Consider the following 22694-nt stretch of genomic DNA (forward strand, 5'->3'; position numbering starts at 1 on the left):
CTAGTCAGTAAAGCTTGGAGAAACCATGACGCAAAAAACGAAAAGACACAATGACCCTGCGCTTGCTGAGGCAAGACGTAATCAAGTGCTTTGTGCCGCAGCGGATTGTTTTCGACGTAAAGGTTATCATGGCGCGGGAATGGCCGAAATTTCTAAAACCGCGGGTATGAGTGCTGGCCACATCTACAATTACTTCGCCAGTAAAGAAGCGATTATAGAATCGATTGTTGAGCGTGATATGGAAGAAATGTTCTCAATCTTTAAAGAGTTTGCTGATAAACCTGGCGATCGTGTCAATGTATTACTAGATGGTCTAGGTAGAGGCGTTGAGCGCCATACCGATTTGAATCAAGGTGCGCTTGATTTAGAAATGCTCGCCGAAGCTGCACGCAATGAAAAAGTGGCTAACTTATTACGTGAGTCAGATAGCCACGCTCGTGATTCTATGCGTGAATTATTAGTGGGTGAAAGAGGGCCATTACAAGGTACTGCACTTGAAGAAGTGAATGCCCGTATTGAAGTGATGTTTTCAGTAATGGGTGGCTTGTTACTGCGCAAAATGCTCAACCCTGATTTAGATATTCATGAGTTACTTAAAGCGCTACGTCCAACAATGAAAACCTTATTGTTACCCTTTGAATAAAGCGCTTATTAAAAGCGCTCTATAGACCATTGGATTGCCATAATGGCAATGAGCACTGAACCTGCTGGCATAATGGCTTTTTTGTACCAGGGACTATTTCTAAGTAGCATTAGTAGTGGTAAACAAATTGCTAAAATAACCAGTTGACCAATCTCAACCCCTAAATTAAAGGCTAAAATACTCATTAGCTGGTATTCATTTGATAAACCAAGCTCACCTAAAACACTCGCAAACCCCATACCGTGTAATAGACCAAAACAGAATGTGATCCAGCCTAAGCGCACAATCATTGGCCAAACATTATTTATTGCAGCAAATAATACAGAAAGCGCGATACCTAATTCTACCCATCGGGTGTTTGGCGATATGATATTCATAGCAGTCGCTGTTAGGGTAATTGAGTGAGCAAGTGTAAAAGCGGTGATGATCCAAGCTGTATCAATTAGAATTTGTTTTTTAGACTCGACACGTTGCCACTCGCCTTGCTTACGAACTAACACACAGCCCAGTAATAGCGCGATTAAAAACAAGATATGATCTGTGCCCATCCAAATATGTAATATGCCTTGATGTACATATTCAATAAACGTTGTGGTGAAGCTTTGCTCTTTAAAGTTTATAACTTGTTTTGGCGTATTTTGTTCAAATACGCGGCTTGATTTAGCAATGGCAGCAATTGCTTGATGATGCTCATCTATATCAAATAGGGCTGTGTAATTAACTGTTATAGAACTATCAGATGGACAATCAACTTGTAGTGGCACATGGATATACGACTGATTAAAGTGGTTATCTATACTGATTGCACCATCAATCGTGACCTTGCAGCTTTGATTTTGTTGTAACACATTAAAATGGCTATTTAGATAGTCTAATACTGCTTGCTGCTGTGATGTAATTTCATGCCATGTAATTACATTATCCTGATTATTATCGAAGTTGAGCGCTTTATCGAGATCATTCACCGAGGCTTGCCAAGAGCCTACTAGCAATAGCTTATTGCTCGTTTGTTGTTCTAAATTAAGATAAGCGGTGCTTTGCTGGTGGGCGTGACAGATAGAGCTAAAAATTAATAGAAATAGCGTAAACAACAACGACTTTTTCATTTTTATTCCTAAGATAATACAAGGAGATGAGTCTAATACTCGAATTACCGCCTATTTTTTAAAGCGGATATAAAAAGAGGCTGTAACTATAGCAAGTACAAAGGTTTATCGAATAGGTCGTTTATCTTAGAAATAATGGCTTTGCTCGTATTTATATTGTTTCTAGTCTGTGTATGATTAGTTCGCATCGAGTACGGCTGTAAAAATAATTTCGCTTGGGCTACCTGATTGTGAGCCGCCAATTGGCTCACGGCTTATTGCAAGTAAAGTGATATTTTGTGGTTTAAATAATGCATTTCGGGCAATTTCTTTACTATCTGATTTTGGTAGTAAAGCAATAGGGATGGCGCTCGGGTAGCCTTTTAAACGGATCCACAACTGGTAATCATAATCAGTTTGTATACTCATGCCGCTAGCTGCTTTAAGTAAAATACTGTGATCGCTTATATCTAAATTCCAAACTGGCTTATTTGCTGAGTCATAAAACGTTACCGAGTGATTTATTTTATCACTAAACGACTCTTGCGGTTGCCAAGTAATTAATACCAACACAATACAAACCGCTGTTGCAATAGCTGCCCAAGAATTAAATATTCCAAAGTTAGGGTCTTTTACTTTCTTCTGTGTTGGTAGAAGTAATGGGTCAATCCGTTTTGTTATTTTATCCCAAACTTGCTGATCAGGTGGGTTAGATTCAATCGCGTTTTCTAAGTTTTTTATATGTCTTTGCCATAAGGAGGTTGCGTATCGGGCTCGAGGAGAGGTACGCATTAGGCGGCTAAATCTATCTCGGGCATGGCCATGTAAAGTGCCTAAAACATATTCTGCTGCAAGTAAATTAAGTAGCGTTTGGTCATCGTATTTCATAACGAATTAGGCTCGGGTTGATTTAAATTTTTAACGAAAGCTCTACTAAAAACCTGTCATTATTAGGCATGGCTTTTAACTTAGACTAGCAGGGAAAGAGTACTTGGCAAATCTATCAAATTGGTTCTATGTAAATTATTGTAAGTTATTCATAAAATTGTGAAAAAATGTCCTAAACTAAAATGGTAAGCTTTTTTATAAATGCTAAGTTACTGATTTTAAATAGCCAGTAGGGGTAATTGAACGGCTTTTACTGGAGTGAAACTTGCAACGTGGTATGCAATTAGAATAACAAGGAGTGATTATGTGGGCAGCATTTAGTTACTTAGCTTTAGCGATTGTATTTATAATTGCGGCTATTCGGGTAGAAACTGTTTACTTTGCGCTGTTTTTTTATTGGACGGCTTTGTCGTTACTTTTGGTTAGTGGCGCATATTTTTTTAATATTGCACGTATTTTTAGAAAACGTGAAAATGGCGTTATTCCTATCTATATTCGTTGGGCTTTTATTCCATTTTTATTGGGTGCACAACTTTACAATGCTTGGTCGAGAAAACACGATAAAGTGCCACCATTACAACAAATTAATGAGCATTTATTTTTAGCCTGTCGTTTATTTCCTTCAGATATAGACACCATGAAAGAAATGGGTATTACAGCTATTTTAGATGTAACTTGTGAGTTTGATGGCCTTGAATGGTCTTCTACGCAAGAGAATATTCGTTATTTAAATATCCCTGTACTTGATCATAGCGTGCCAACACGCGCGCAACTACACCAAGCGATTAATTGGATTGACCATCAAGTAAAAGCAGATAGACGTGTCGTAGTACATTGCGCCTTAGGGCGTGGCCGTTCAGTTTTTGTGATGGCAGCTTACTTACTTAGCCAAAACAAAGATGCCGATGTACACCAAGTACTCGCACAAATTAAAGAAACTAGAGAAACTGCAAATTTAAACAAGCGCCAGCTGCGTCATCTTGTGCGTCGCCATCGTAGAGGTGACTTGTTAATCAAAAATAAAGCTGTGCTCATCGCTAATCCTGTTTCTGGTACAAAACTGTGGGAAGCTAAACGTAAGCAAATTACCTCTCGTTTGTCTGAGTATTACGATTTAACTGTTTACACCACGTCAGAACAGGTAAATGGTACTGAGTTGGCCAAAGAAGCACTTGAATTGAACCCTGATGTAGTCATCGCCTGTGGTGGCGATGGCACAGTAACAGAGGTGGCAAGTGTACTTGTAAATACAGAGTGTAAACTGGGTATCATTCCTTTAGGTACTGCCAATGCGCTCGCTCATGTGTTGATGGGTATACAATCGAAGCTTATTCCGGTTGAGCAGGCTTGTGAGCTGATAATTGAAGGGCAGGCGAGTCGGATAGATACCGCTGTGTGTAATGGCGAGCGTATGTTATTACTTGCAGGAATTGGTTTTGAACAAAAGATGATTGAAAAAGCCCATCGTGATGCTAAAAATGAGTCTGGGCAATTAGCTTATTTACAAGGATTTTGGCAAGCATTAGGTGAGCATGAAGCGCAAGACTATGTTGTTACTCTTGATAATAACGATGAGCAAACAATCAATACCACCAGTTTAATCATCGCCAACGCAGCGCCATTTACTACTTTACTTGCTCAATCTGCAGGTCAGCCAGATCACCAAGATGGTTTACTTGATGTTAACTGGCTAACACCTAGTGCCGATTCTAAAGCGAGTACTTTAAGTATTGCGGAGTTAGTGTTCTCGAGTATTACGCAAACTAGTTTTGCTATTAACAGTCACCACACAAATGCTAAACGAGTGACAGTAAGCGCAGAAAAAGGGTTGACCTATGTTATTGATGGTGAAGTTAAAACTGCAGATAAACTAGAGGTGGAGATATCACCGAAATCGCTTTCGGTGATTGTAGCAGCTGAAGATTAAGTGGTTACCTTTTGATGCTTTTCCATTGGAAAGTGCCATCATCAGCTTGGTCATTATCGATAAAGGTATCAATATATAACTGCTCTACTTTTTCTCGTGCCCAAGGGGTCTTTCGTAAAAATTTAAGACTCGACTTCACACTTGGGTCATTTTGAAAGCAGCGTACGTCTACGTGCGCTGCCATACCTTGCCAACCAAGTTTTTCTTCAAGTTTAGTAACGATGTCGGCTAGTTTAACGCCATGTAACGGATTATTTGGTTGATTGTCCATGATAAATCTTAGGTTATTTGCAACCGCGCAATAGTACCCTATCTGTGCGTTTTAAGCTAATTGACGTGAATCGTTTTCGCTTGTTTAGGGTAAATAATCTCGCCATTAGCATTTAGTCTGAGCCAAGCCAAATCACTGTTTGAAAAATTAGGCTGTTTAGCAGTGCAAATTAACGTAATATCGCCAACGGCAATATAGGCACCTTCGGTATAGCGTTTATTTTCATACCAACACACTTTTTGATTGTTTAATGCCTCTTGACCATCAAGTACGATTAGTGGTTTTTCCTTTGCTAGTGCTTGGTTTAGAAACCCTAAAGTAAACAAAGTACTTAACAGTAAAATTTTCTTTAACAAAATACGCCTCCCGTTGGGCAGATCTGTATAACTACACTAAGCTTATGACAAGGAATAAATAATAAAAAGGTGAACACATGCAATTTGATAAAAATATGATCGACGAACTAACCCTGCTTGCAAAATTTCCTCGCAACTCTCAAATGCAGGGAATTAAAATTCATTCCGATGCCGAAAGCTCAATTAAAGATGCAGCAAAACGTCTTTATGATAAAGGTATTACAGATAGTCCTGATGGGGGCTACTTAACCGACTTAGGGCTCGATTTAATAAACCATGTGAGTGTGATTAACTCAGCGCTTAGATAACAAATAAAAAAGGCCCGAAGTGTTCGGGCCTTTTTAACTACAAATCTTAAAGCTTAAATTGCATCTGGCTGATTTTGTGGTGCAGCATCAATAAAGGCATCAAGCTTATTACATTGCTCATATACCGCAGCAATTTTAGGGTACTTGGTCATATCAACTTTAAAGCGCAAGGCATTAAATACTTGCGGCACTAAGCACACATCAGCAAGCGTTGGTTTGTTGCCCACACAAAAAGTATTCGCTTCATTAAGTAGCTTTTCAATACTCTCAAAGCCAACTTCTACCCAATGCTTATACCAGGTCGTTTTTGCTTCTTCATCAACACCAAGATCGTTAGCCAAGTACTTTAATACACGCAAATTATCGATAGGGTGGATATCGCACGCTACGGCATAACATAAATTACGGATCTGAGCTTTTTGCCATGCATCACCCGTTAAAAGAGGCGTTTCTGGATGAGTTTCTTCTAACCACTCTAAAATAGCCAGCGATTGCGCAAGTACACCTTGATCAGTTTCAAGTGCTGGCAATAACCCTTGTGGGTTTTTAGCTAGGTACTCGTCACTTTGTTGCTCTGATTTTAATAAATTAACCGTTACTAACTCGTGATCAATGTTCTTTAAATTAAGCGCAATGCGAACTCTGTATGCAGCTGATGAACGAAAATAGCTATAAAGTTTCATTATATGTCCTGGTTACCTGTGAAATGTTTTTTAATAGTGCGCCAACAGTCAGTGTAATTAGGCTGACGCTCTTTACCTTCAAGGGCATATTTAGTTGGTGATATAACGTAACGCGATTCGAACATAAATGCCAAAGTGTTTTCGTAGCGTTGTGGTTCAAGCTCAGCATTTGATGCTTTTTCGAATACATCTGCTTCTGGACCATGTGGCGACATACAGTTATGTAAGCTAGAACCACCTGGTACAAAGCCATGCTCTTTGGCATCGTACACACCTTCGATTAAGCCCATAAACTCACTCATAATATTACGGTGGTAATAAGGTGGGCGGAATGTGTTCTCAGCCACCATCCAACGTGGAGGGAAGATAGCAAAATCGATATTAGCGACACCTTCAGTACCCGATGGTGATGTTAATACAGTAAAGATTGAAGGATCTGGGTGATCGTAACTTACTGTATTCATAACATTGAATCGAGCAAGGTCATACTTGTAAGGTGCACTGTTACCCGTCCAAGCAACCACATCTAATGGCGAGTGGCCAATATCACAACGGAACATATTGCCATTGAATTTAGCTACGAGTTCGAAATCACCTTCTACATCTTCAAAAGCCGCTACAGGGTAGTGGAAGTCACGGTCATTGGCATAACCATTGGCACCCACTGGGCCACGCTCTGGTAAAATATAGGCATGGCCATAGTTTTCACAGATGTAGCCACGGGCTGTATCAGTGAGCAAATCAACTGCGAACTTAATGCCACGAGGAATTACGGCAATTTCTCCTGCACGAACGGTTAGTTGCCCGCACTCAGTTCTAAGTAATAGCTCACCTTGTTGCGGCACAAATAACATTTCACCATCAGCATTATAAAAGTAACGCTGTAGCATTGATTTATTAGCGACATAAATATGAATACCAATACCTGTTTGTGCATTGGCACTGCCGTTGGCAGCCATAGTGACTAAACCATCTATAAAATCAGTTGGCTGTGCTGGAATTTCGATTGGATCCCAACGTAGCATTGTCGGGGGTGTTGGCACTTCTGTAATAGGAGCAGTGCGAATAAGGCCATTATCAATTGGCGTGTAATCACCTTGTATTACTGACGGGCGAATGCGGTAAAACCAAGTACGACGGTTATCAGCACGGGGCGCTGTAAATGCCGTTGTGCTGAACTGCTCAGCATATAAATCGTATTTAACTTTTTGCGGGCTGAATTGACCGATAGGTAATGCACCGGGTAATGCTTCGGTTTCAAATTCATTACCAAAGCCTGTCATATATTGTAATTCGTTATTCATCACTAGACTCCTGAAAGGTTTTAGGTAAGATACTCTCATGTGAGACTAAATTCAAACTACATTGAATTTACATGTGTAAATATTATTTGACAGTAGTGCAGCCATGACGACAGATAAGCAAACAACGCTCGATTTAAAACAGTTCTTACCTTATTCATTAACCAATATTGCAATGCAAATGAGTGAGCAGTTTAGTGAGCTATATCAACAGCAGTTCGATTTAACCGTGCCACAATGGCGGATAATTGCGAATTTGGCCCAATATGGCGAGCGCACTGCCAAAGAATTATGTGATATGGCACAAATGGATAAATCAACGGTGTCTCGTGCAGTAAAGTCGCTATTGACCAGAAACCTTATAATAGCCAAAGAAAACCCTAAGGATAAACGCGCAAGTTTGTTATCACTATCAGTTGAGGGGAACCGTTTGCATGAGCAAATTGTGCCATTAGCAAATGAGTGGCAAGCAGGTTTAGTGAGTGACTTAGATAGCCAAGAACTTAAACAATTTATGAACACTCTTAGTAAGCTTTCCAATCACTTAAATAAAAATGTGTAATTCTGTAATCAAGGCTTTATAGCAATTGATTTAGACAATCGATACGTATATGATAATGGCTATCATTTACAATTAGAAACTTGGATGTCCCCCCTATGAAATTAGCGTTAAACACCGTTAAAACACTAGGTCTTAGCCTAGTATTAGCATCTACTTTTATTGCCCAACCTGTATTGGCAAATGGCCCAATTGGTGAGCACGTTAATCATCTAAAAGAAAATTTAAAAGATTACTCAGAAGACGTTGAGTGGATGATCAGTAAAGTTGACACCATGGTTACCGATTATGAAACAAAAGGCGCAAAAGCAGTTAACAGCGATGACTTAATTGAATACTGGGAATCGGTAAAGTTTCACAGTGCGATTGAAACGAATTATGTGCCGGTTTATGCATCAATCTGGCAAGGCATTTATGGTATCAAAATGGCCATTGATGACAAAAAACCAGCAAGCGAAGTACGTAAGCACCAAAAGGCCTTAAATGCTGCCTTGTGGCAGGGTCTTGGAGCTGTTAAACTTGCTGCCGACTTCCAGCAAAAAGGCTTATTAAAAGCTGTAAAAGCAACTGCTTCTGAAACAATGACGCAAAGCGCTACTATCGATGAGATCAAACATAAATTAGACCGTGTTGTTGCAAAATACGCAGAACGTTTAAGCGATGAAGCAACCCAAATTGTACACGATACTTACCTTCACTTATTCGAAGGTGTTGAAGGTACACTTATCGAAAAAGATGCGAAGTTAGTAGAAGTTCTCGAAAAAGATTTTAACGTAACCCTGCCTAAAGCTATTTCTGACAAAGGGTCTGTTGACCAAGTACGTGCAGTGGTTGTTGATATGCAAGAAAAACTAGATCGCGCTAAGGTGTTACTAGAAGAAGCCGAAAAAGCACGTAAGGATGTATTTTAGTGAAGCGTAGGACCTTTATTCAAGGCCTGGCTGCGTTTGGGGTGGTGGGCGCAATGCCGCTACCTCTTTCTCGTGCCTTTGCAGCCTCTGCTGCAAGCCCAATTTCAGTGAAAGACTTACCCGCCCTAGAGGGTGACTTAACCTTATATTTAGGCCGTGGTGAAGGTGGTTTGTACGAAAACGTACTGCAATCAATCCAAAAGAAAAACCCAAAACTTAATTTATCAATTCGCCGTGGCCCAACTGCTGCGCTTGCCAACATGATTGTGGCTGAAGCGAAAGCGGGTGTTAAACGTGCTGATTTATTTTGGGCCGTTGACTCAGGTGCGATTGGCTTAGTAACAGACGCAGGTTTAGCTAAACCGCTACCAAGTGACTTAGAAGCGCAATTACAACCGCAGTTCCGCTATCCGGGCTGGGCACCAGTGACAGGTCGTATTCGTACATTACCTTACAACACTAAGCGTTTATCAAAAGATCAGATCCCAGATAGCATAATGGCAATTGCTGATAGCGATTTATCAATTGGTTGGGCACCTGCTTATGCTTCTTTCCAATCATTTGTCACAGCAATGCGTATTCTTGAAGGTGAAGATAAAACGGCTAAATGGCTTAAGAAAGTTCAAAAACGCTCGAAAACCTATGCCGGCGAGCTTGGTGTAGTGATGGCCGTTGAGCGTGGGGAAGTGGATATTGGTTTTGCAAACCATTATTACACCTTACGTCTTAAATCAGGTAAACCAGATGCAAACCTTGATCTTGCTTTTACCAATCAAGATGCCGGTTGTTTAGTTAATGCATCAGGTGTGTTATCGCTAACAGACAACCCGAACGCAATGAACTTTATGCGCTACTTACTAAGTTCAGAAGTACAAAGCTACTTAGCACGTGAAGCCTACGAAATTCCATTGATCCAAGGTATTGACCAGCCAGCTGGATTACCAGCCTTAACGGATGTGTCACCGCCGAAAATCGATTTAACTCAATTGGCAGATTTAAGGCCAACACTCGACCTTATGCGCAGTAGCGGTGTTTTATAATGCGCATACCTGCTTCTTATCCCATGGCGCTGCTTGCAGCGCTTTTGGCGTTAGTGCCAGTTTATATTCTGATCACTTTAGCGAGTGATGCGACGGCTGTTTTTGATAGTCACAATTTAAAAATTCTTGGTAACACTTTATCACTTATGGTGTTAACTGTTTTAGGCTCTATTTTAATTGGCGTGCCTCTGGCGTTTATTAGTGCCTATGTTCAACTTCCTTTTAAAAAGCTTTGGCTTGTTTTGTTTGCAGCTCCACTTGCTATTCCAAGTTATATTGGCGCGTTTACTTTATATGCAGCATTTGGCCCCGGCGGTGAGATAAATCAGCTGCTAGGCTTTGAAACACCGCCTATGTATGGCTTAACGGGTGCTGCCATTGTAATGACGCTTTATACGTTTCCGTTTGTAATGCTTACAACGCGTTCGTCTTTACTGAGCCTTGATGCCAGCATGGTAAACGCGGCTCGCACTTTAGGTATGTCGATGCCAATGAGTGTGTTTAAAGTCATATTACCGCGTGTAATAAACGGTATTGCGGCGGGCTCATTACTGGTTGCGCTTTATACCTTATCAGATTTTGGTACACCGGCGATGATGCGCTTAGATACCTTTACTCGCGTGATCTATGTTGAATACAACGCCTTTGGGTTAAGTCGTGCAGCGATGTTATCGTTACAATTAATGGTGATAGTAGGCTTTTTACTGTTCATCGAATCACAAATTAAAACAGCTTCTGAGCGCCACGGTAGACCGCTAATGTTATTTCCATCAAACGGTCAAAAGTTAGCCATGCTGGTGACTTTTCTACCAGTTTTATTATTGGCTATTTGTTTGCCGTTAGCCATTTTTACCCTGTGGCTTGCCCGTGATGGAATTGCTGATTTTGATTTCAGCATTGCTTGGAATTCTGCTTATGCATCTGGCATTGCGGCTATTGTCGCTGTTGTGGTTGCTGTGCCCGTAGCACATGCTGCCTTAAGCGGTAAAGTAGGGCGCATTATGGAACGAGTCACTTATTTCGGATTTGGTATTCCAGGTATAGTGATGGGTACTGCACTTGTTTATGGTGGCCTGCAATTACCGCTTTTATACCAAACTCTGGCATTATTAGTGATTGCCTACGTGCTACGCTTTTTACCGCTGGCAGTTGGCTCTGTACGTACCAGCACTGAACACTTAGATTCGAGTTTAATCAAATCAGCACGCGTATTAGGTGCCAGCCCTCGTGAAGCATTTATGCGTATTACCTTGCCTTTAACACTACGCGGTATCATTGCTGGTGCAGCCTTGGTATTTTTAGAATCAATGCGAGAGCTTGAAGCGACCTTATTACTTGGTCCAACAGGGTTTGAAACCCTATCAACTTATTTATGGCGTGTTTATGAAGCCGGTTATTTCGGTCGTGCTGCCATTCCTGGGCTCTTGTTAGTAGTGATATCAGCATGTGGCTTAGCTATAATGCTCTCAGGCGAAAAGCGCAGTCAATTAGAACATTAAGGATCAGTTTAATGCTATCAGTTAGTAAGCTGTCTATCGATTATGGTAGCAATCGTGTGGTAAGTGAACTTAACTTATCACTTGGGGAAAGTGAGATCCTCATGCTAGTTGGTCCAACTGGCTGTGGTAAAAGTACTATTTTACAAGCGTTAGCTGGGCTTATTCCTATCAGCGAAGGCGAAATTAATTTAGGCTCATGGCGTGCAACACCCAAATTAAAAGTACCACCAGAAAAACGAAAAGTGGGTATGGTCTTTCAAGATTTTGCGTTATTCCCGCACTTAACAGTGCAGCAAAATATTTGCTTTAGATTAACCGATACCTCAAAAGCTGATCATTGGATTAAGTTGCTGGGTCTTGAAGCATTTCGTGATAAAAAGCCCGCTACCTTATCAGGTGGTCAAAAGCAGCGTGTAGCACTTGCGCGTACACTGGCTCACGAACCTGACTTCGTATTACTTGACGAGCCTTTATCAAACTTAGATGCAGCTTTAAAAGATACCCTTCGTTGGGATATTCGTAATGCATTAAAAGATGCTGGTGTACCTGCTATTTGGGTAACCCATGACCAAGAAGAAGCCTTATCTGTAGGTGACCGTGTTGGTGTACTTAAAGAAGGCATTATTCAGCAAATCGATACCCCTGAACGCTGTTTTAGCTTACCAAGCAATCGCTTTGTTGCGCGTTTTTTAGGTGAAGCAAGTTTCATTGCCGGTAATTGTGAAGGTGATATTGCCACCACTGATTTAGGTAATGCACCAGCTATTAGGGTTGATCATGATACTGCAAAAGTTGATGTATTACTTCGCCCTGATGATATTCACCTTATTCAAAATGCAGCTACTAGCAATGGTAAAGTGACATGGGTGCGCTACGAAGGTGGCAGTCGTTTATGTGCTGTTAAACTGGCATGCGATACCGTGGTGACAAGCCGTGTAAGCCATGAAGTGATGGTACGCCCAGGTGATGCAGTGCATGTATCTATCAATACTACACACCCACTTGCGGTTTACGCAGCTTAAATAAAAATATCTGTGCAGGTCTAAATGGCCTGCATTTTTTAGAAAGCTTTCAGCCCTCAGCTGTCAGCCATCAGACACGAGTAAAATCTGCTACCTAGCAACTTGCTAACTTTCCTCTTGAAGCTTTACTCTCGTAACTCTTACCTCGTATCTCGTTACTACAACCATTCCCTGCTAAAGCCAGTCCTACGAAAAGATTTATCAGGTATTAGGCTTTAGGCTCTAGGCTCTAGGCTCTAGGCACTAGAACGCGATGTAAAACCGCTGCTACCTTGCAACTTTCTAACTTTACTCTTGAAGCTTTACTCTTGCTAACTTTCCCCTAGTAGCTTTACTCTCGCAACTAGCAACTCGTTAACTTCTCTAAAACGTAAAAAGCCCGCCAGTAGGGGCGGGCTTTTGTTTTATAACAAGGTTAACTCGTTATTAGAATGTGTAACGTACACCTACACGCATTTCCCAAACTGATGCACCGCTTTGTGTAGCAGTTTTACCATTGTTAGGGTTGAAGTCTGAGTATACATAACGACCTTGGTCATCGATTGATGTTTTAATCATACGGTTACCAACAAAGCTACCTTTCTTAAGTACGCCCCAGTCATCGTTTAACATATTTGTTAGGTTATCGATAACGAAGAATACTTCACCTTTGTGACCAGGCATGAAACCAGGTAACTCTTGAGTCATCTTGAAGTTAACTTTAGTGAACCAATCTGCATTTTCGCTGTTACGGCCAACGATTTCGCCGCGTTCAAGGCCTTGAGCAGAAATCCACTCATTGAACTCAGTTACTTCCTCAGGAGTCATGTCGTAAACAACGTTAGGGTCATTCACCTCAGGGATATACATTAACTGACGGCTACGGTTTGAATTGCTATCTCCCCAAACACTGTCGCTACCGTTATATGTATAGCTGTAAGGTAGGCCTTTGTATGTTTCGCTAAATAGGTTGAAACGTGTGTTATAACCATCAAACAATTCAGTTGTGTAACCTAATGTCATAGTAAAGCGATGAGGGATCTCGTAATCAGATGTGTGTGCACCTGGGTTTGTCGGATCGTAGGTCGCCATGTTACCGTAGTTTGAGCTCGCTACCGAGCTAGTCATAGGGTTAACATCTGTTGAGTCAGTGTAAGCATAAGCAAGTTGTACGCTAATACCATTATCAAAGCGTTTGCTCATCGCAGCAGAGATAACATGAGATTCACCGTTGCTACCATCAACGTTGGTAAGTAGTAAATCACCATCACGACCTTCGATAGACTCAAGAATTGGACGCCCATCAAATGTAGTATTACCAGAATCGCGAAGTGCGATGTCTTGAACAATTGCTGCGTCTTTACGCTTGCTTAGTAAGTAATCTAAAGAGAATACATACTCATCTTCAGTTGTGTATGTTGCACCAATTGAGTATTTCCACTCAGATGGCATTTCAAAGTTAGGATCAACAGCATTTACTGAAGAGTCACCTGCACCAATGGTTGTTTGTGCAACTTCATCATACATTTCTTGTGGTACTTCAAAACCTGGTGTACCACCGTTAACGTTTGGTGTATTAAATAAATCTACACCAAAACGTCTAGTTCCAATATTTGTAATACCGTCGTTTGAGTATGAGTTAGATAGCCAAACATTCGGGTTACCACCAGAGAATAGGCCTACACCTGCACGTACTTCTAATGCATCTGTTGCGTACCATTCAAAGCCAACACGTGGTTGTAGTAGGTCAATGCCATCAAATGTTGCTTGGTTGCTGAACTTGTAACGGTTTGTAAAGTTTTCATTGTAGTTAGGTTTGTCGTCACTTGTGTATTTGTCGTAACGAAGACCAAACGTTAATGTTGCATCTAAATCAGTGAAACTGTACTCATCTTGCACATAGAATGTATGTTGAGCATAGGCGAAGTTTGCAGCTGCATCAGTAGGATCATTTGTGCCTGCTGCGTTGTTGTAGAAAATAGCTGAAGCTAAACCATTTTCAAAATCATCAATAGAATCAAAACGCCACTCACCTTGGGTGTGTTGTACGAATTGGTTGAAAACTTCGATTTCTTCATACTCGTAACCACCTGTGATCGTGTGCTGATCAAGGTAGTATGTTGCAGCAAATTTAGCTGTCGTCGTTTCGTAATCTAGGTCGTTTGATTGACGAGAGTCATCTGGACCGATATATACTGTACCACCATCTGTTGCATCAATTTGCATTTCACCAAAGCTACTTGCTGCATCAAGTGATTGTACAGTTTTATCAACTTCTGATTTACCTAAACGAATTTCAGTTGATAAGTTATCGGTCCAATCTGAGTAAAGTGAACCGATGATTGATGTGTACTCAGCGCTTTCTTCAAAGAAGTGACTATCTAAGGATAAGCGTGTACTACCCGTGTCTGATTGCTTAAAACTATTACCGTCGTTATAGTTATAAATTAGGTTGGCACGGTGATCATCGTTGATGTTCCAGTCTAACTTAATTAAGATTTTTTCATCTTCAACTGGTTGGCTTGATGGTGTAGTACCAGCATTATAACCGTATACATCTTGAGAAATCTGTTGGATTCTTGCTAAATCTGAAGCAGATACACTACCTGTATCTAATGCGCCATAATTATATTGTTCTACGCCTTCAAGTTTCTCATACGAGGTAAATAAGAAAAGGTTATCTTTGATTAGTGGTAACCCAACATTGAAGCCATAACGCTTTTCGGTGTAATCACCAGGATCCGCATCTTTTCCTTCAATTTTGTCGCCTTTCATTGAATCATTTGTGTAATCAAAGAACACACCACCGTGCACTTCGTTACCACCTGATTTAGAAACCGCATTGATGTTACACGATGTGAAACCACCGTATTGAACATCAAAAGGTGCTAGCTCAACTGCAACCTGTTCGATTGAATCAAAAGAGAAAGGAGTACGAATTGTCGGGTAACCATTAGAGCTTAGACCGAAGTTATCGTTCATACGAACGCCGTCTAGCGTTAAGCTGTTAAAGCGTGGGTTACCACCACCACAGTTGATTGAACCACGGCTATCATCAATTGTTACACGTGGGTCGATACGAACGATATCTTTTAAATCACGGTTGATAGCTGGTTGGTTTTCTAAATCTTCAAGTGTGAACGTTGCAGCTGGGCCTGTACCACCAGACATACGGCTGATTGGACGACCAGTAACTACGATTTGTTCTACATCAGATTGTCTCTCTAACGTAACATTAACTGGGTAGTCAGCACCAACTTGTAGGTTGATGTTGTTGAATGTTTGATCTGCGAATACGTCAGAATCTACAACAACGCGGTAAGGACCACCTACACGTAGGCCTTTTGCTGTGAAGTAACCCGCATCGTTCGTTTCAGTTTCTTTAGTTGAACCTGAAGGTAAGTGAACGATAGTAATCTTAGTGCCTGCAGCAGGGTTGCCGCTAGGACCTTTGATTTGACCCTTGATAGCAGATGTTGTTTCATTTGCTAACGCTGCACCACTCACACCAACACATGCTGCAATAGCAAGTGATAGAGCTGTTTTGCGGAGTTGGATTTTCATTATGTTATTTCCCGTGTTAGAGGTTATGTTTCATTTATAGTTTGCTGTCAGTTGGCATCTTAAGTGCCTTTACTAACGGTTTTGCTGATTTATCAAATAAGTTATTTAATAAACCTGCCAATCTTATCCCGCCTTGTTGTAGGCGAGTTTTAACAATCGGTAAGTTTTTATAGATATAACTATAACTTACGTTTGTTTCATTTTCTTTATACAGAGAGTTTGCAATGTTATTAGATTCGATTAACCAATCGCTAGGAGAACCGGAAAGATAGTCCGTTATTAACGCTTGATTTGTTGTATTTATAAATTGCGCAAACTCAGTATAGGACAAATTTTCATTTTCAATGAGTTTCGTGTCCCACAAGCTATGTAAATTGGTATCTTGACCGAAGAATGTGACAGAAATATTGTTGCCGCCACGATCTTCACCGCGACCGGCATGAAAAGGTTGATGGCTATCGCCAACGAGGTGAACTAAAAAGCGCAGAGCGAACTGTTTTTCACCTAAAGAAGCTTTTTGGTTTTGTAATACTGAGATTGAATATTCCATGCCTTCGAGGATATCTGACACGGTTTCTTTATTATGGTGGGTATTTGAGTCGTAATGAGGTTTGGCTTCACCTTCTTTAAAGTTAATGTAATGCCAGCGCGAAGATTTCTTTTGCCAGAATTTTTCTGGAGCAGAACGCATTTCATCAGCCCACGTTGCTACCTGTGGTAAAGAATCACCATCAAGTAAAGGAACTAATGCTTGCTTGGTGGTGTCTGTAATATGCTTAGATGCAATTTCACCAATAATACGGTGACCATTCTGACCCCATGCATTAGCAGGGTTACTTAACACCGCAGAAATAACTGGTGTTGATAACAGCAACATTTTTATTGTTTTTTGTAACATTGACTCAGTGTCCAAAAATGAATGTGCCCTGAAGCACGATTTCTTGATGCATATTTTCCTGAATTTAAAAGCAAATAGAAAGGACTCAATAAGATTCATAATTTCTTGTTCATATATGTTATTTATCAATAACTTAAAATATTCAGGTAAAATTACTTGTTGTAATAAGTAAGAATAATTGTTCAAATAGAGACAACGGAGCGTTGTTGGCTATTAAAATTGAATTTAAGAACAATACTAATAAAAAAATCGTCGATTGTTACATTTTTGTTTCTAGCAGTTATTTTGTTTTTTTATATCGGAATTTTGCAGGGCAAACCGGCTGTATCTGATATAGATGCATTTATTGAAACGTCTTTTCAATGTGATACTAAGTCAGAGGTTAACCTTAACGAGTTGGTGGTGTATTCATCAGGCAAAGTATTGGCTGAGGATGTAGCTAAAACTTTGTGCGCTGATGACATCATTAGTAAACAATACGGCAAGGTCACCTCTTATTGGGGTTATAAAACTTCAGACACAATTGAGTTTTTAGGTAAAGGGATTGCAGATTTGATCCTGGCTAAAGAAAACTTGATTAATGCCTTTATGGCCGAGTCAACCTATAACTACCAAGCAGTTGTTGGCTTTCCTGACTACACTGCTTATTTAATTTCTAGTAAAGAAAAGCCACGCATTGAAAAAAGCTACTTTTTAGATAAACGTATTGGTTTGCTTGATTACCCAACGAGCCGCTCTGGACACATTCTCCCTAAACAATTATTTAAAAAATTAGATATCAACCTAGAAAATCTAAACATCACTTACGCAAGTTCCCATACTGAATTAAGAGAGCTTCTTGCAAGTGGTAAGGTCGATTTAATTTCTTCTTATTGGCAAGACAGCGACCAGCAACGTTTTTCTAAAAACTACATTACTCCTATACGCGACAATATAAGTGGTAGTCGTTGGTATTTAAAAATGCAGGATGAAAACACCGACCTTTTATGTGCAGTTCAAGCGCAGTTAACCCAATTGGCACACAATCAAAATTCTCATTACTTTAATCATGTTGAGTCTTTTTGGGAATGTGAGTCGACTCAGCAAACAATGAAAGTAGGGGATAGCAATGCTGCCAATTAGAGTAAAACTTGCTTATGGGGCAGTATTTATTAGCTGTTGCTTGGTTTTATTTGCTAGCTTTATTACAGCAAAAGCTTATAAGACAACAACTAATGATGCCCTGACTCTAGCAAAAGTTGAAAACCGCATTGCCCTTGATTTAAACCATTTAAATTTACCTGATGATTTTTTAAAGCATTCAGGTAGTAAAGATATGGTACTCAATTATATCGCGCGTCTTAATGCACAATTAGCTGACTCAGGCGTGATGGTTTACTCCATTGAGGGGATCTCTGATTATCCTGCTCGTGCAGATTTAATCACTAAGCAATTGCATGCACCACAAAAATCATTAACGGTTAGCTTTGTTGTGGCATCGTCTTTATTTGCTAAAGATGATATCGCAGTGTTTATTTTGGTGTGTTTATTTGCAGCTGCATTTACTTATTTATTATTTATAAGTGAACGCACTAAAATCCAAATAGCTAAACACGAACCAGAAGTTGCTGTTCAGGCAGAAGAAAAGCCTAAATTGATAGTCGATCTTCAAAATAAAACCTTGGCCGCTAGCTGTGCTGTTGATAAAACAGTGGCGCTTGCTAATAAACCGCTCTGCTTTTACCTTGCATTGGTTGAGTTTTGTATTGAACATCCGGATGTAGTGCTTAATCAAAATAAAGATGTACCAGAAGAATTACTGACTTTAGCGAACAAGTATTTTTACCGGTTAGTAGAGCTTGGTCACACGATACGTAAGCGCCCAAACTTTACCAATAGTTTAGAAAAAACATTAAGTGAAATTCGGGCTGCACTTGATGAAGTTTGGCAAGAGCAGCCTGAGATAAAAGAAACCTATTATCCACCTAAGGCCCATGGTGAAGGCTCCCGTTCTCGATTACATCATTACGGATTGAAAGCGATCGAGATTGCCGATATTGAAGTCATTGGGAAGTAATCTAGTTTAAAAGTAAAAAGGGAAGTCACTGACTTCCCTTTTTCTATTTAAGTAGTCTTTATTTAGGGGCGTAATCAGCCGCTTTAACAGGACTATTTTGCTCAAAGAAACGTTTTAATGCCTGTGCATCTGTATCATCTGTACTCACAAAGCCTTTTTTATTGGTAAGAGTAGGATAGCCATCACCACCAGAGGCATTATAGCTGTTAATGCTCATGCGATAAGTTTTAGCCATATCAAGTGGCTTTCCAGCAATTTTAACATCAGATAAAGTGTCGTTAATGCGTTTAAAGCTTAGCTTATAATATTGTAAGTAGGCACCTGAATCAGGTGGGAAAGAAGTAACAACTTGTAAGTAGTCAAATAGCTCTTGGCCTGTCATATCAATATAGGTGATACGGTTTTTAAAAGGATGAACTTTTAAAATATCTTTATAACTTACATCGCCTGCTTGAATGCTATCGCGAATACCGCCACCGCTTATCAAACCAAAATCAGCACCCACTGACTGCATTTGTGCAGCAATAATAACGCGTGCTAAGTTTACTTGCTCATAGCGTACTTTATTGCGATCACCTTCAAGTTTTGCATCCACGTTACCTATTTTACCAGCAATTTGTGCTGCGCCTTTTTGCTGATAAACCGCAAGGATGTCTTGTAAGTTTTTGTTTGGTTCAATGTACTCAGCCGCTAGCTTTTTATTACCGTTTTCATCATCGATATAAAGATTTACAGGAATAAGTGAGTAATTGAGCAAAGTTAATTCATCGTTTTCTAATTTGAATTCAGCTTTACCAACATATTTACCCCACTCATGGGCTTGCATGATCCAAGTACCATTTTGTTGGTCAGGCTTACACTCTTTACCTGGCATAAAGCTTTTGTCAGCAACATTGGCTTCTTTCATACACACAGGCTCTTGTGAATGACCGCCAACAATAATATCAAGCATCCCTTTTGGTAAATTGCGCGCCATAGTCACATCACCGGGTGCGTTAATACCAAAGTTAGCATCAACATAGTGACCCATGTGAGTAACAGCGATGGTAATATCTGGGTTGTACTGTTTATCAATTTCTGGAGCTAACTTTGCAGTAACGTCTGTAGGGTCTTTAAATTCTAGGCCACCGATATATTGCGGGTTACCGATTTTAGCGGTATCTGTGGTAGTTAAGCCTATTACAGCAATTTTAAGCCCATTCTTTTCAAAGATTTTATAGCCTTGGTAACGAGTTTCACCAGTTGTTTTATCGATGATATTGGCTGATAAAAAAGGGAAGTTTGACCAATTTTGTTGTTGATCAAGTACTGCCAGTGGATTATCAAACTCATGGTTACCAATTGCCATGGCATCATAACCAATTAACGACATACCTTTAAAATCTGGTTCCGCGTGTTGTAAGTCAGACTCTGGAATACCCGTATTGATATCACCACCAGAAAGCAGTAAAACAGCATGACCTTGTGCTTTGGCTTCGGCTTTTAGTCGATCAATTAAAGTCTTACGAGCAGCCATGCCATATTCACCTTGTTCGTTATGCCAAAAACGACCATGGTTATCATTAGTATGAAGCAGAGTTAAATATTGGGCTGAATCAGTATTATTAGAAGAGGAGCTACATGCGGTTAGGGTAACCAGTAGCGATGTTAGTAAAAAAAAGCGCATAATTGTTTGCCTGAATAGAGCAGTAGGTTAATTATGCGCTTAGTTTAAACGACTTAAGTTTAAATTAAATGTCTTTTATAAACTTTTGTCGCTATTTTCTGTATTTAGTTGTCCTGTTGCGGCAAGTTGTCTGCGTTGTAGTTCTTGTTCTGCGTAATGAGACTTTTGATGATTATTGCCGACCATCCAATTTAAAAAACTAGCGGGTAACTTACTATAAGGCTCACCTTGGTGTAGGCCAAAATCGCATATTGCGTTCTCTTCATTCGCCATGGTTCATTCCTGTGTGTTCATTGTTGTCGTGCAGATACTAACAAACTGAGCCTATTTGATAAGACGATTTTGATTTATTCTTTAAATTTTTTATAACCATAATGAATACATGGTGTAAATTAATGTAACTGAGATGTAATTGCTTTGGCGCGTTTTGTGTAACTGTTTTGTTTGCTATTTAAGCGTCTGTCTATTTTGTTTAAGCTTCTTGCAGTTATATAATAAAAATTATCAGGAAAGATAAACAATGAAAAAACATCTACTTGCAACTGCTTTATTGGCTAGCTGTTTTACAGCCAATGCTACTATTGTTGAAATGCAGACAGATCTGGGCAGTATTACTGTTCACCTTTATGATCAACACACACCTATTACCGTTGAAAACTTTTTAAACTATGTTGCAGATGGCAGCTACGACGGTACGGTTATCCATCGCTCAGTTGATAACTTTGTATTGCAAGGTGGTGGTTTTAAGTTTGATACTGATTTTGAGGCGATAGAAACTGCTGACGCTATTACCAATGAGCCAGAGCTGTCGAATGTTAAAGGTACCATTGCAATGGCCAAGCTTGGTGGTAATGCTAATAGTGCGACAAGTCAGTGGTTTTTCAATTTAAAAGATAACAGCGCTAACCTCGACTTACAAAATGGTGGCTTTACTGTTTTTGGTGAAGTAACTGTACAGAGTATGGATGTTTTAGAACAAATCACCTCTTTAGTTCATTGTGGAGAAATCCCAGTAGTAAATCTTAATGAAGAGCAGTGCCCAGATACAACATCAGGTTTCAGTGGTGAAAACTTATTTTACATCAACAGTGTGACTGTGATTGATGATGATCCGAATTCGTCTGCTTCTTTATCACCAAAAGAGAACACGCTAATTGATGAAGATAACTCTTCAGACAATGATGGAAGTAGCTCAGGCGGGAGTCTTGCGTGGATGCTATATTTATTAGCCCTAGCAGGCTTTGCTCGTCGTAAATGATTCCGTATACCCAAACCACCTCAAGATGCGAGTTTCAGTTGGAATTAAAAGCGATTTAGGCAAGGCATTGATTGCATGTAATAGTGGTTCTATTGTTAAAATCAATAACGCAGTATAAATCGCTTTTAAACCAACCCTTTGGGCGCTTCACAGGCACTTACTCTCATCGTTGTTACTTCTTAAAAGGGGATGCCATTCTTGCAAAGTAACGCCTTGATATTAAGCTCCTGTGAAACGCTGAATTCTGCATCTTGAGGTGGCTTGGGTATATATATAAGGCGCTAAAAAGCGCCTTATTTCTTTGTATTGATGATTATTAGAAAATTCTAACTAAAATCAGCACCCACATTATTAGCATTATAAAGCTACTGATAACGAAACTATAATAGCGCGCCTTCAAGGTGTTTGAAGTTAAGTGTATTACGCTATGAATAATTCTTAATGCAACATAAACCCAAGCAAGGGCAACAAATACAGTACCAACAGCATTGACTTGCAGAGCTGTTAAACACGCAATAAAAAACAGCACAGGCATTTCGAATTGATTGATAAAGTTACGATCTGCCACGCGAACATTATCCCCAGCCTTTTCAAGCTCCATTGTTAAGAAGTCTTTCATCTCGATGGTTTTTTGTTTTGCAGCACGAAAACGACGCTTACCCATAATGTACATGACTGCAAAAGTCAGAAAGACCTGAGTGAACATTGCTACAATTAGCCACTTTTCCATAGCTCATCCTTTGTTATAGTTATTGCTATTAATCTTAACCGTAAGTATTG

The 22694-nt window shown here is 39.9% G+C and carries 23 protein-coding genes; 11 read left to right on the forward strand and 12 right to left on the reverse strand.

Annotated features, from left to right (window positions below):
- Nucleotides 1-25: 25 nt before the first annotated feature.
- Nucleotides 26-643, forward strand: coding sequence for a TetR/AcrR family transcriptional regulator (locus tag AOG26_RS13960; RefSeq protein ID WP_054563053.1), 618 nt, complete (start codon nucleotides 26-28; stop codon nucleotides 641-643).
- A gap of 8 nt (nucleotides 644-651) precedes the next feature.
- On the opposite strand, the gene AOG26_RS13965 is transcribed toward AOG26_RS13960, so the two are convergent.
- Both AOG26_RS13965 and AOG26_RS13970 read right to left on the reverse strand, forming a co-directional pair.
- The gene (locus AOG26_RS13965; protein ID WP_054563054.1) at nucleotides 652-1749 is read right to left on the reverse strand and encodes a HupE/UreJ family protein; all 1098 of its coding nucleotides are present in this window, start codon (nucleotides 1747-1749) and stop codon (nucleotides 652-654) included.
- 177 nt (nucleotides 1750-1926) lie between these two features.
- Nucleotides 1927-2616 carry an anti-sigma factor gene (locus AOG26_RS13970; RefSeq protein WP_054563055.1) on the reverse strand — a complete coding sequence of 230 codons (690 nt, stop codon included), beginning with the start codon at nucleotides 2614-2616 and terminating at the stop codon, nucleotides 1927-1929.
- 304 nt (nucleotides 2617-2920) lie between these two features.
- Here AOG26_RS13970 and AOG26_RS13975 point away from each other — a divergent pair, with 304 nt between their 5' ends.
- Nucleotides 2921-4543: a diacylglycerol kinase family protein gene (locus tag AOG26_RS13975; RefSeq protein ID WP_054563056.1), complete on the forward strand. Its 1623-nt coding sequence runs from the start codon at nucleotides 2921-2923 to the stop codon at nucleotides 4541-4543.
- Between the two features lie 4 nt (nucleotides 4544-4547).
- On the opposite strand, the gene AOG26_RS13980 is transcribed toward AOG26_RS13975, so the two are convergent.
- Together AOG26_RS13980 and AOG26_RS13985 are read right to left on the reverse strand one after the other, a co-directional pair.
- Complete coding sequence (locus tag AOG26_RS13980; RefSeq protein WP_054563057.1) at nucleotides 4548-4814, reverse strand: VF530 family DNA-binding protein; 267 nt, start codon at nucleotides 4812-4814, stop codon at nucleotides 4548-4550.
- A gap of 56 nt (nucleotides 4815-4870) precedes the next feature.
- On the reverse strand, nucleotides 4871-5170 hold the full coding sequence (locus AOG26_RS13985; RefSeq protein WP_054563058.1) for a DUF1496 domain-containing protein: 300 nt from the start codon (nucleotides 5168-5170) through the stop codon (nucleotides 4871-4873).
- 77 nt (nucleotides 5171-5247) lie between these two features.
- On the opposite strand from AOG26_RS13985, the gene AOG26_RS13990 reads away from it, so the two are divergent.
- A complete protein-coding gene (locus AOG26_RS13990; RefSeq protein ID WP_054563059.1) occupies nucleotides 5248-5478 on the forward strand; it encodes a TIGR02647 family protein in 231 nt (76 codons plus the stop codon).
- Between the two features lie 53 nt (nucleotides 5479-5531).
- On the opposite strand, the gene maiA is transcribed toward AOG26_RS13990, so the two are convergent.
- Both maiA and hmgA read right to left on the reverse strand, forming a co-directional pair.
- Entirely contained in the window at nucleotides 5532-6161 is a 630-nt protein-coding gene (gene maiA, locus AOG26_RS13995; RefSeq protein ID WP_054563060.1) for a maleylacetoacetate isomerase, read from the reverse strand.
- Entirely contained in the window at nucleotides 6161-7465 is a 1305-nt protein-coding gene (gene hmgA, locus AOG26_RS14000; protein ID WP_054563061.1) for a homogentisate 1,2-dioxygenase, read from the reverse strand. The genes maiA and hmgA overlap by 1 nt, the downstream gene beginning before the upstream one ends.
- Nucleotides 7466-7568: 103 nt before the next feature.
- Between hmgA and AOG26_RS14005 the strand changes: the two genes are divergently transcribed.
- From AOG26_RS14005 to AOG26_RS14025, 5 genes are all read left to right on the forward strand, one after another.
- A complete protein-coding gene (locus tag AOG26_RS14005; protein ID WP_054563062.1) occupies nucleotides 7569-8024 on the forward strand; it encodes a MarR family winged helix-turn-helix transcriptional regulator in 456 nt (151 codons plus the stop codon).
- Between the two features lie 95 nt (nucleotides 8025-8119).
- Entirely contained in the window at nucleotides 8120-8932 is an 813-nt protein-coding gene (locus AOG26_RS14010; protein ID WP_054563063.1) for a hypothetical protein, read from the forward strand.
- On the forward strand, nucleotides 8932-9972 hold the full coding sequence (locus tag AOG26_RS14015) for an extracellular solute-binding protein (protein ID WP_054563064.1): 1041 nt from the start codon (nucleotides 8932-8934) through the stop codon (nucleotides 9970-9972). The genes AOG26_RS14010 and AOG26_RS14015 overlap by 1 nt, the downstream gene beginning before the upstream one ends.
- Nucleotides 9972-11471: an ABC transporter permease gene (locus AOG26_RS14020; RefSeq protein WP_054563065.1), complete on the forward strand. Its 1500-nt coding sequence runs from the start codon at nucleotides 9972-9974 to the stop codon at nucleotides 11469-11471. Before AOG26_RS14015 ends, AOG26_RS14020 begins: the two co-directional genes overlap by 1 nt.
- 11 nt (nucleotides 11472-11482) lie before the next feature.
- Entirely contained in the window at nucleotides 11483-12493 is a 1011-nt protein-coding gene (locus tag AOG26_RS14025; protein WP_054563066.1) for an ABC transporter ATP-binding protein, read from the forward strand.
- Between the two features lie 426 nt (nucleotides 12494-12919).
- On the opposite strand, the gene AOG26_RS14030 is transcribed toward AOG26_RS14025, so the two are convergent.
- Nucleotides 12920-16036: a TonB-dependent receptor gene (locus AOG26_RS14030; RefSeq protein WP_054563067.1), complete on the reverse strand. Its 3117-nt coding sequence runs from the start codon at nucleotides 16034-16036 to the stop codon at nucleotides 12920-12922.
- Between the two features lie 34 nt (nucleotides 16037-16070).
- Nucleotides 16071-16934, reverse strand: coding sequence for a S1/P1 nuclease (locus tag AOG26_RS14035; protein ID WP_054563068.1), 864 nt, complete (start codon nucleotides 16932-16934; stop codon nucleotides 16071-16073).
- A gap of 219 nt (nucleotides 16935-17153) precedes the next feature.
- Between AOG26_RS14035 and AOG26_RS14040 the strand changes: the two genes are divergently transcribed.
- Together AOG26_RS14040 and AOG26_RS14045 are read left to right on the forward strand one after the other, a co-directional pair.
- Complete coding sequence (locus AOG26_RS14040) at nucleotides 17154-18056, forward strand: hypothetical protein (RefSeq protein WP_054563069.1); 903 nt, start codon at nucleotides 17154-17156, stop codon at nucleotides 18054-18056.
- Nucleotides 18043-18990 carry a hypothetical protein gene (locus AOG26_RS14045; RefSeq protein ID WP_054563070.1) on the forward strand — a complete coding sequence of 316 codons (948 nt, stop codon included), beginning with the start codon at nucleotides 18043-18045 and terminating at the stop codon, nucleotides 18988-18990. Before AOG26_RS14040 ends, AOG26_RS14045 begins: the two co-directional genes overlap by 14 nt.
- 58 nt (nucleotides 18991-19048) lie before the next feature.
- On the opposite strand, the gene ushA is transcribed toward AOG26_RS14045, so the two are convergent.
- The 3 genes from ushA to AOG26_RS21100 all read right to left on the reverse strand — a co-directional run bounded on the left by ushA (nucleotide 19049) and on the right by AOG26_RS21100 (nucleotide 21229).
- Entirely contained in the window at nucleotides 19049-20656 is a 1608-nt protein-coding gene (gene ushA / locus AOG26_RS14050; protein WP_054563071.1) for a bifunctional UDP-sugar hydrolase/5'-nucleotidase UshA, read from the reverse strand.
- Nucleotides 20657-20731: 75 nt separating this feature from the next.
- Nucleotides 20732-20929 (reverse strand): hypothetical protein, encoded by a 198-nt coding sequence (locus AOG26_RS14055; protein ID WP_054563072.1) that lies wholly within the window; start codon nucleotides 20927-20929, stop codon nucleotides 20732-20734.
- 231 nt (nucleotides 20930-21160) lie between these two features.
- Complete coding sequence (locus tag AOG26_RS21100; RefSeq protein ID WP_350338400.1) at nucleotides 21161-21229, reverse strand: hypothetical protein; 69 nt, start codon at nucleotides 21227-21229, stop codon at nucleotides 21161-21163.
- Between AOG26_RS21100 and AOG26_RS14060 the strand changes: the two genes are divergently transcribed.
- Complete coding sequence (locus AOG26_RS14060; protein ID WP_432212409.1) at nucleotides 21207-21914, forward strand: peptidylprolyl isomerase; 708 nt, start codon at nucleotides 21207-21209, stop codon at nucleotides 21912-21914. The two genes, AOG26_RS21100 and AOG26_RS14060, sit on opposite strands and share 23 nt — an antisense overlap.
- Nucleotides 21915-22230: 316 nt before the next feature.
- Here AOG26_RS14060 and AOG26_RS14065 read toward each other — a convergent pair whose 3' ends face one another.
- Nucleotides 22231-22644 carry an MAPEG family protein gene (locus AOG26_RS14065; protein WP_054563074.1) on the reverse strand — a complete coding sequence of 138 codons (414 nt, stop codon included), beginning with the start codon at nucleotides 22642-22644 and terminating at the stop codon, nucleotides 22231-22233.
- Between the last annotated feature and the right edge of the window lie 50 nt (nucleotides 22645-22694).

It is taken from the genome of Pseudoalteromonas sp. UCD-33C, from assembly GCF_001306895.1.
Lineage (GTDB): Bacteria > Pseudomonadota > Gammaproteobacteria > Enterobacterales > Alteromonadaceae > Pseudoalteromonas.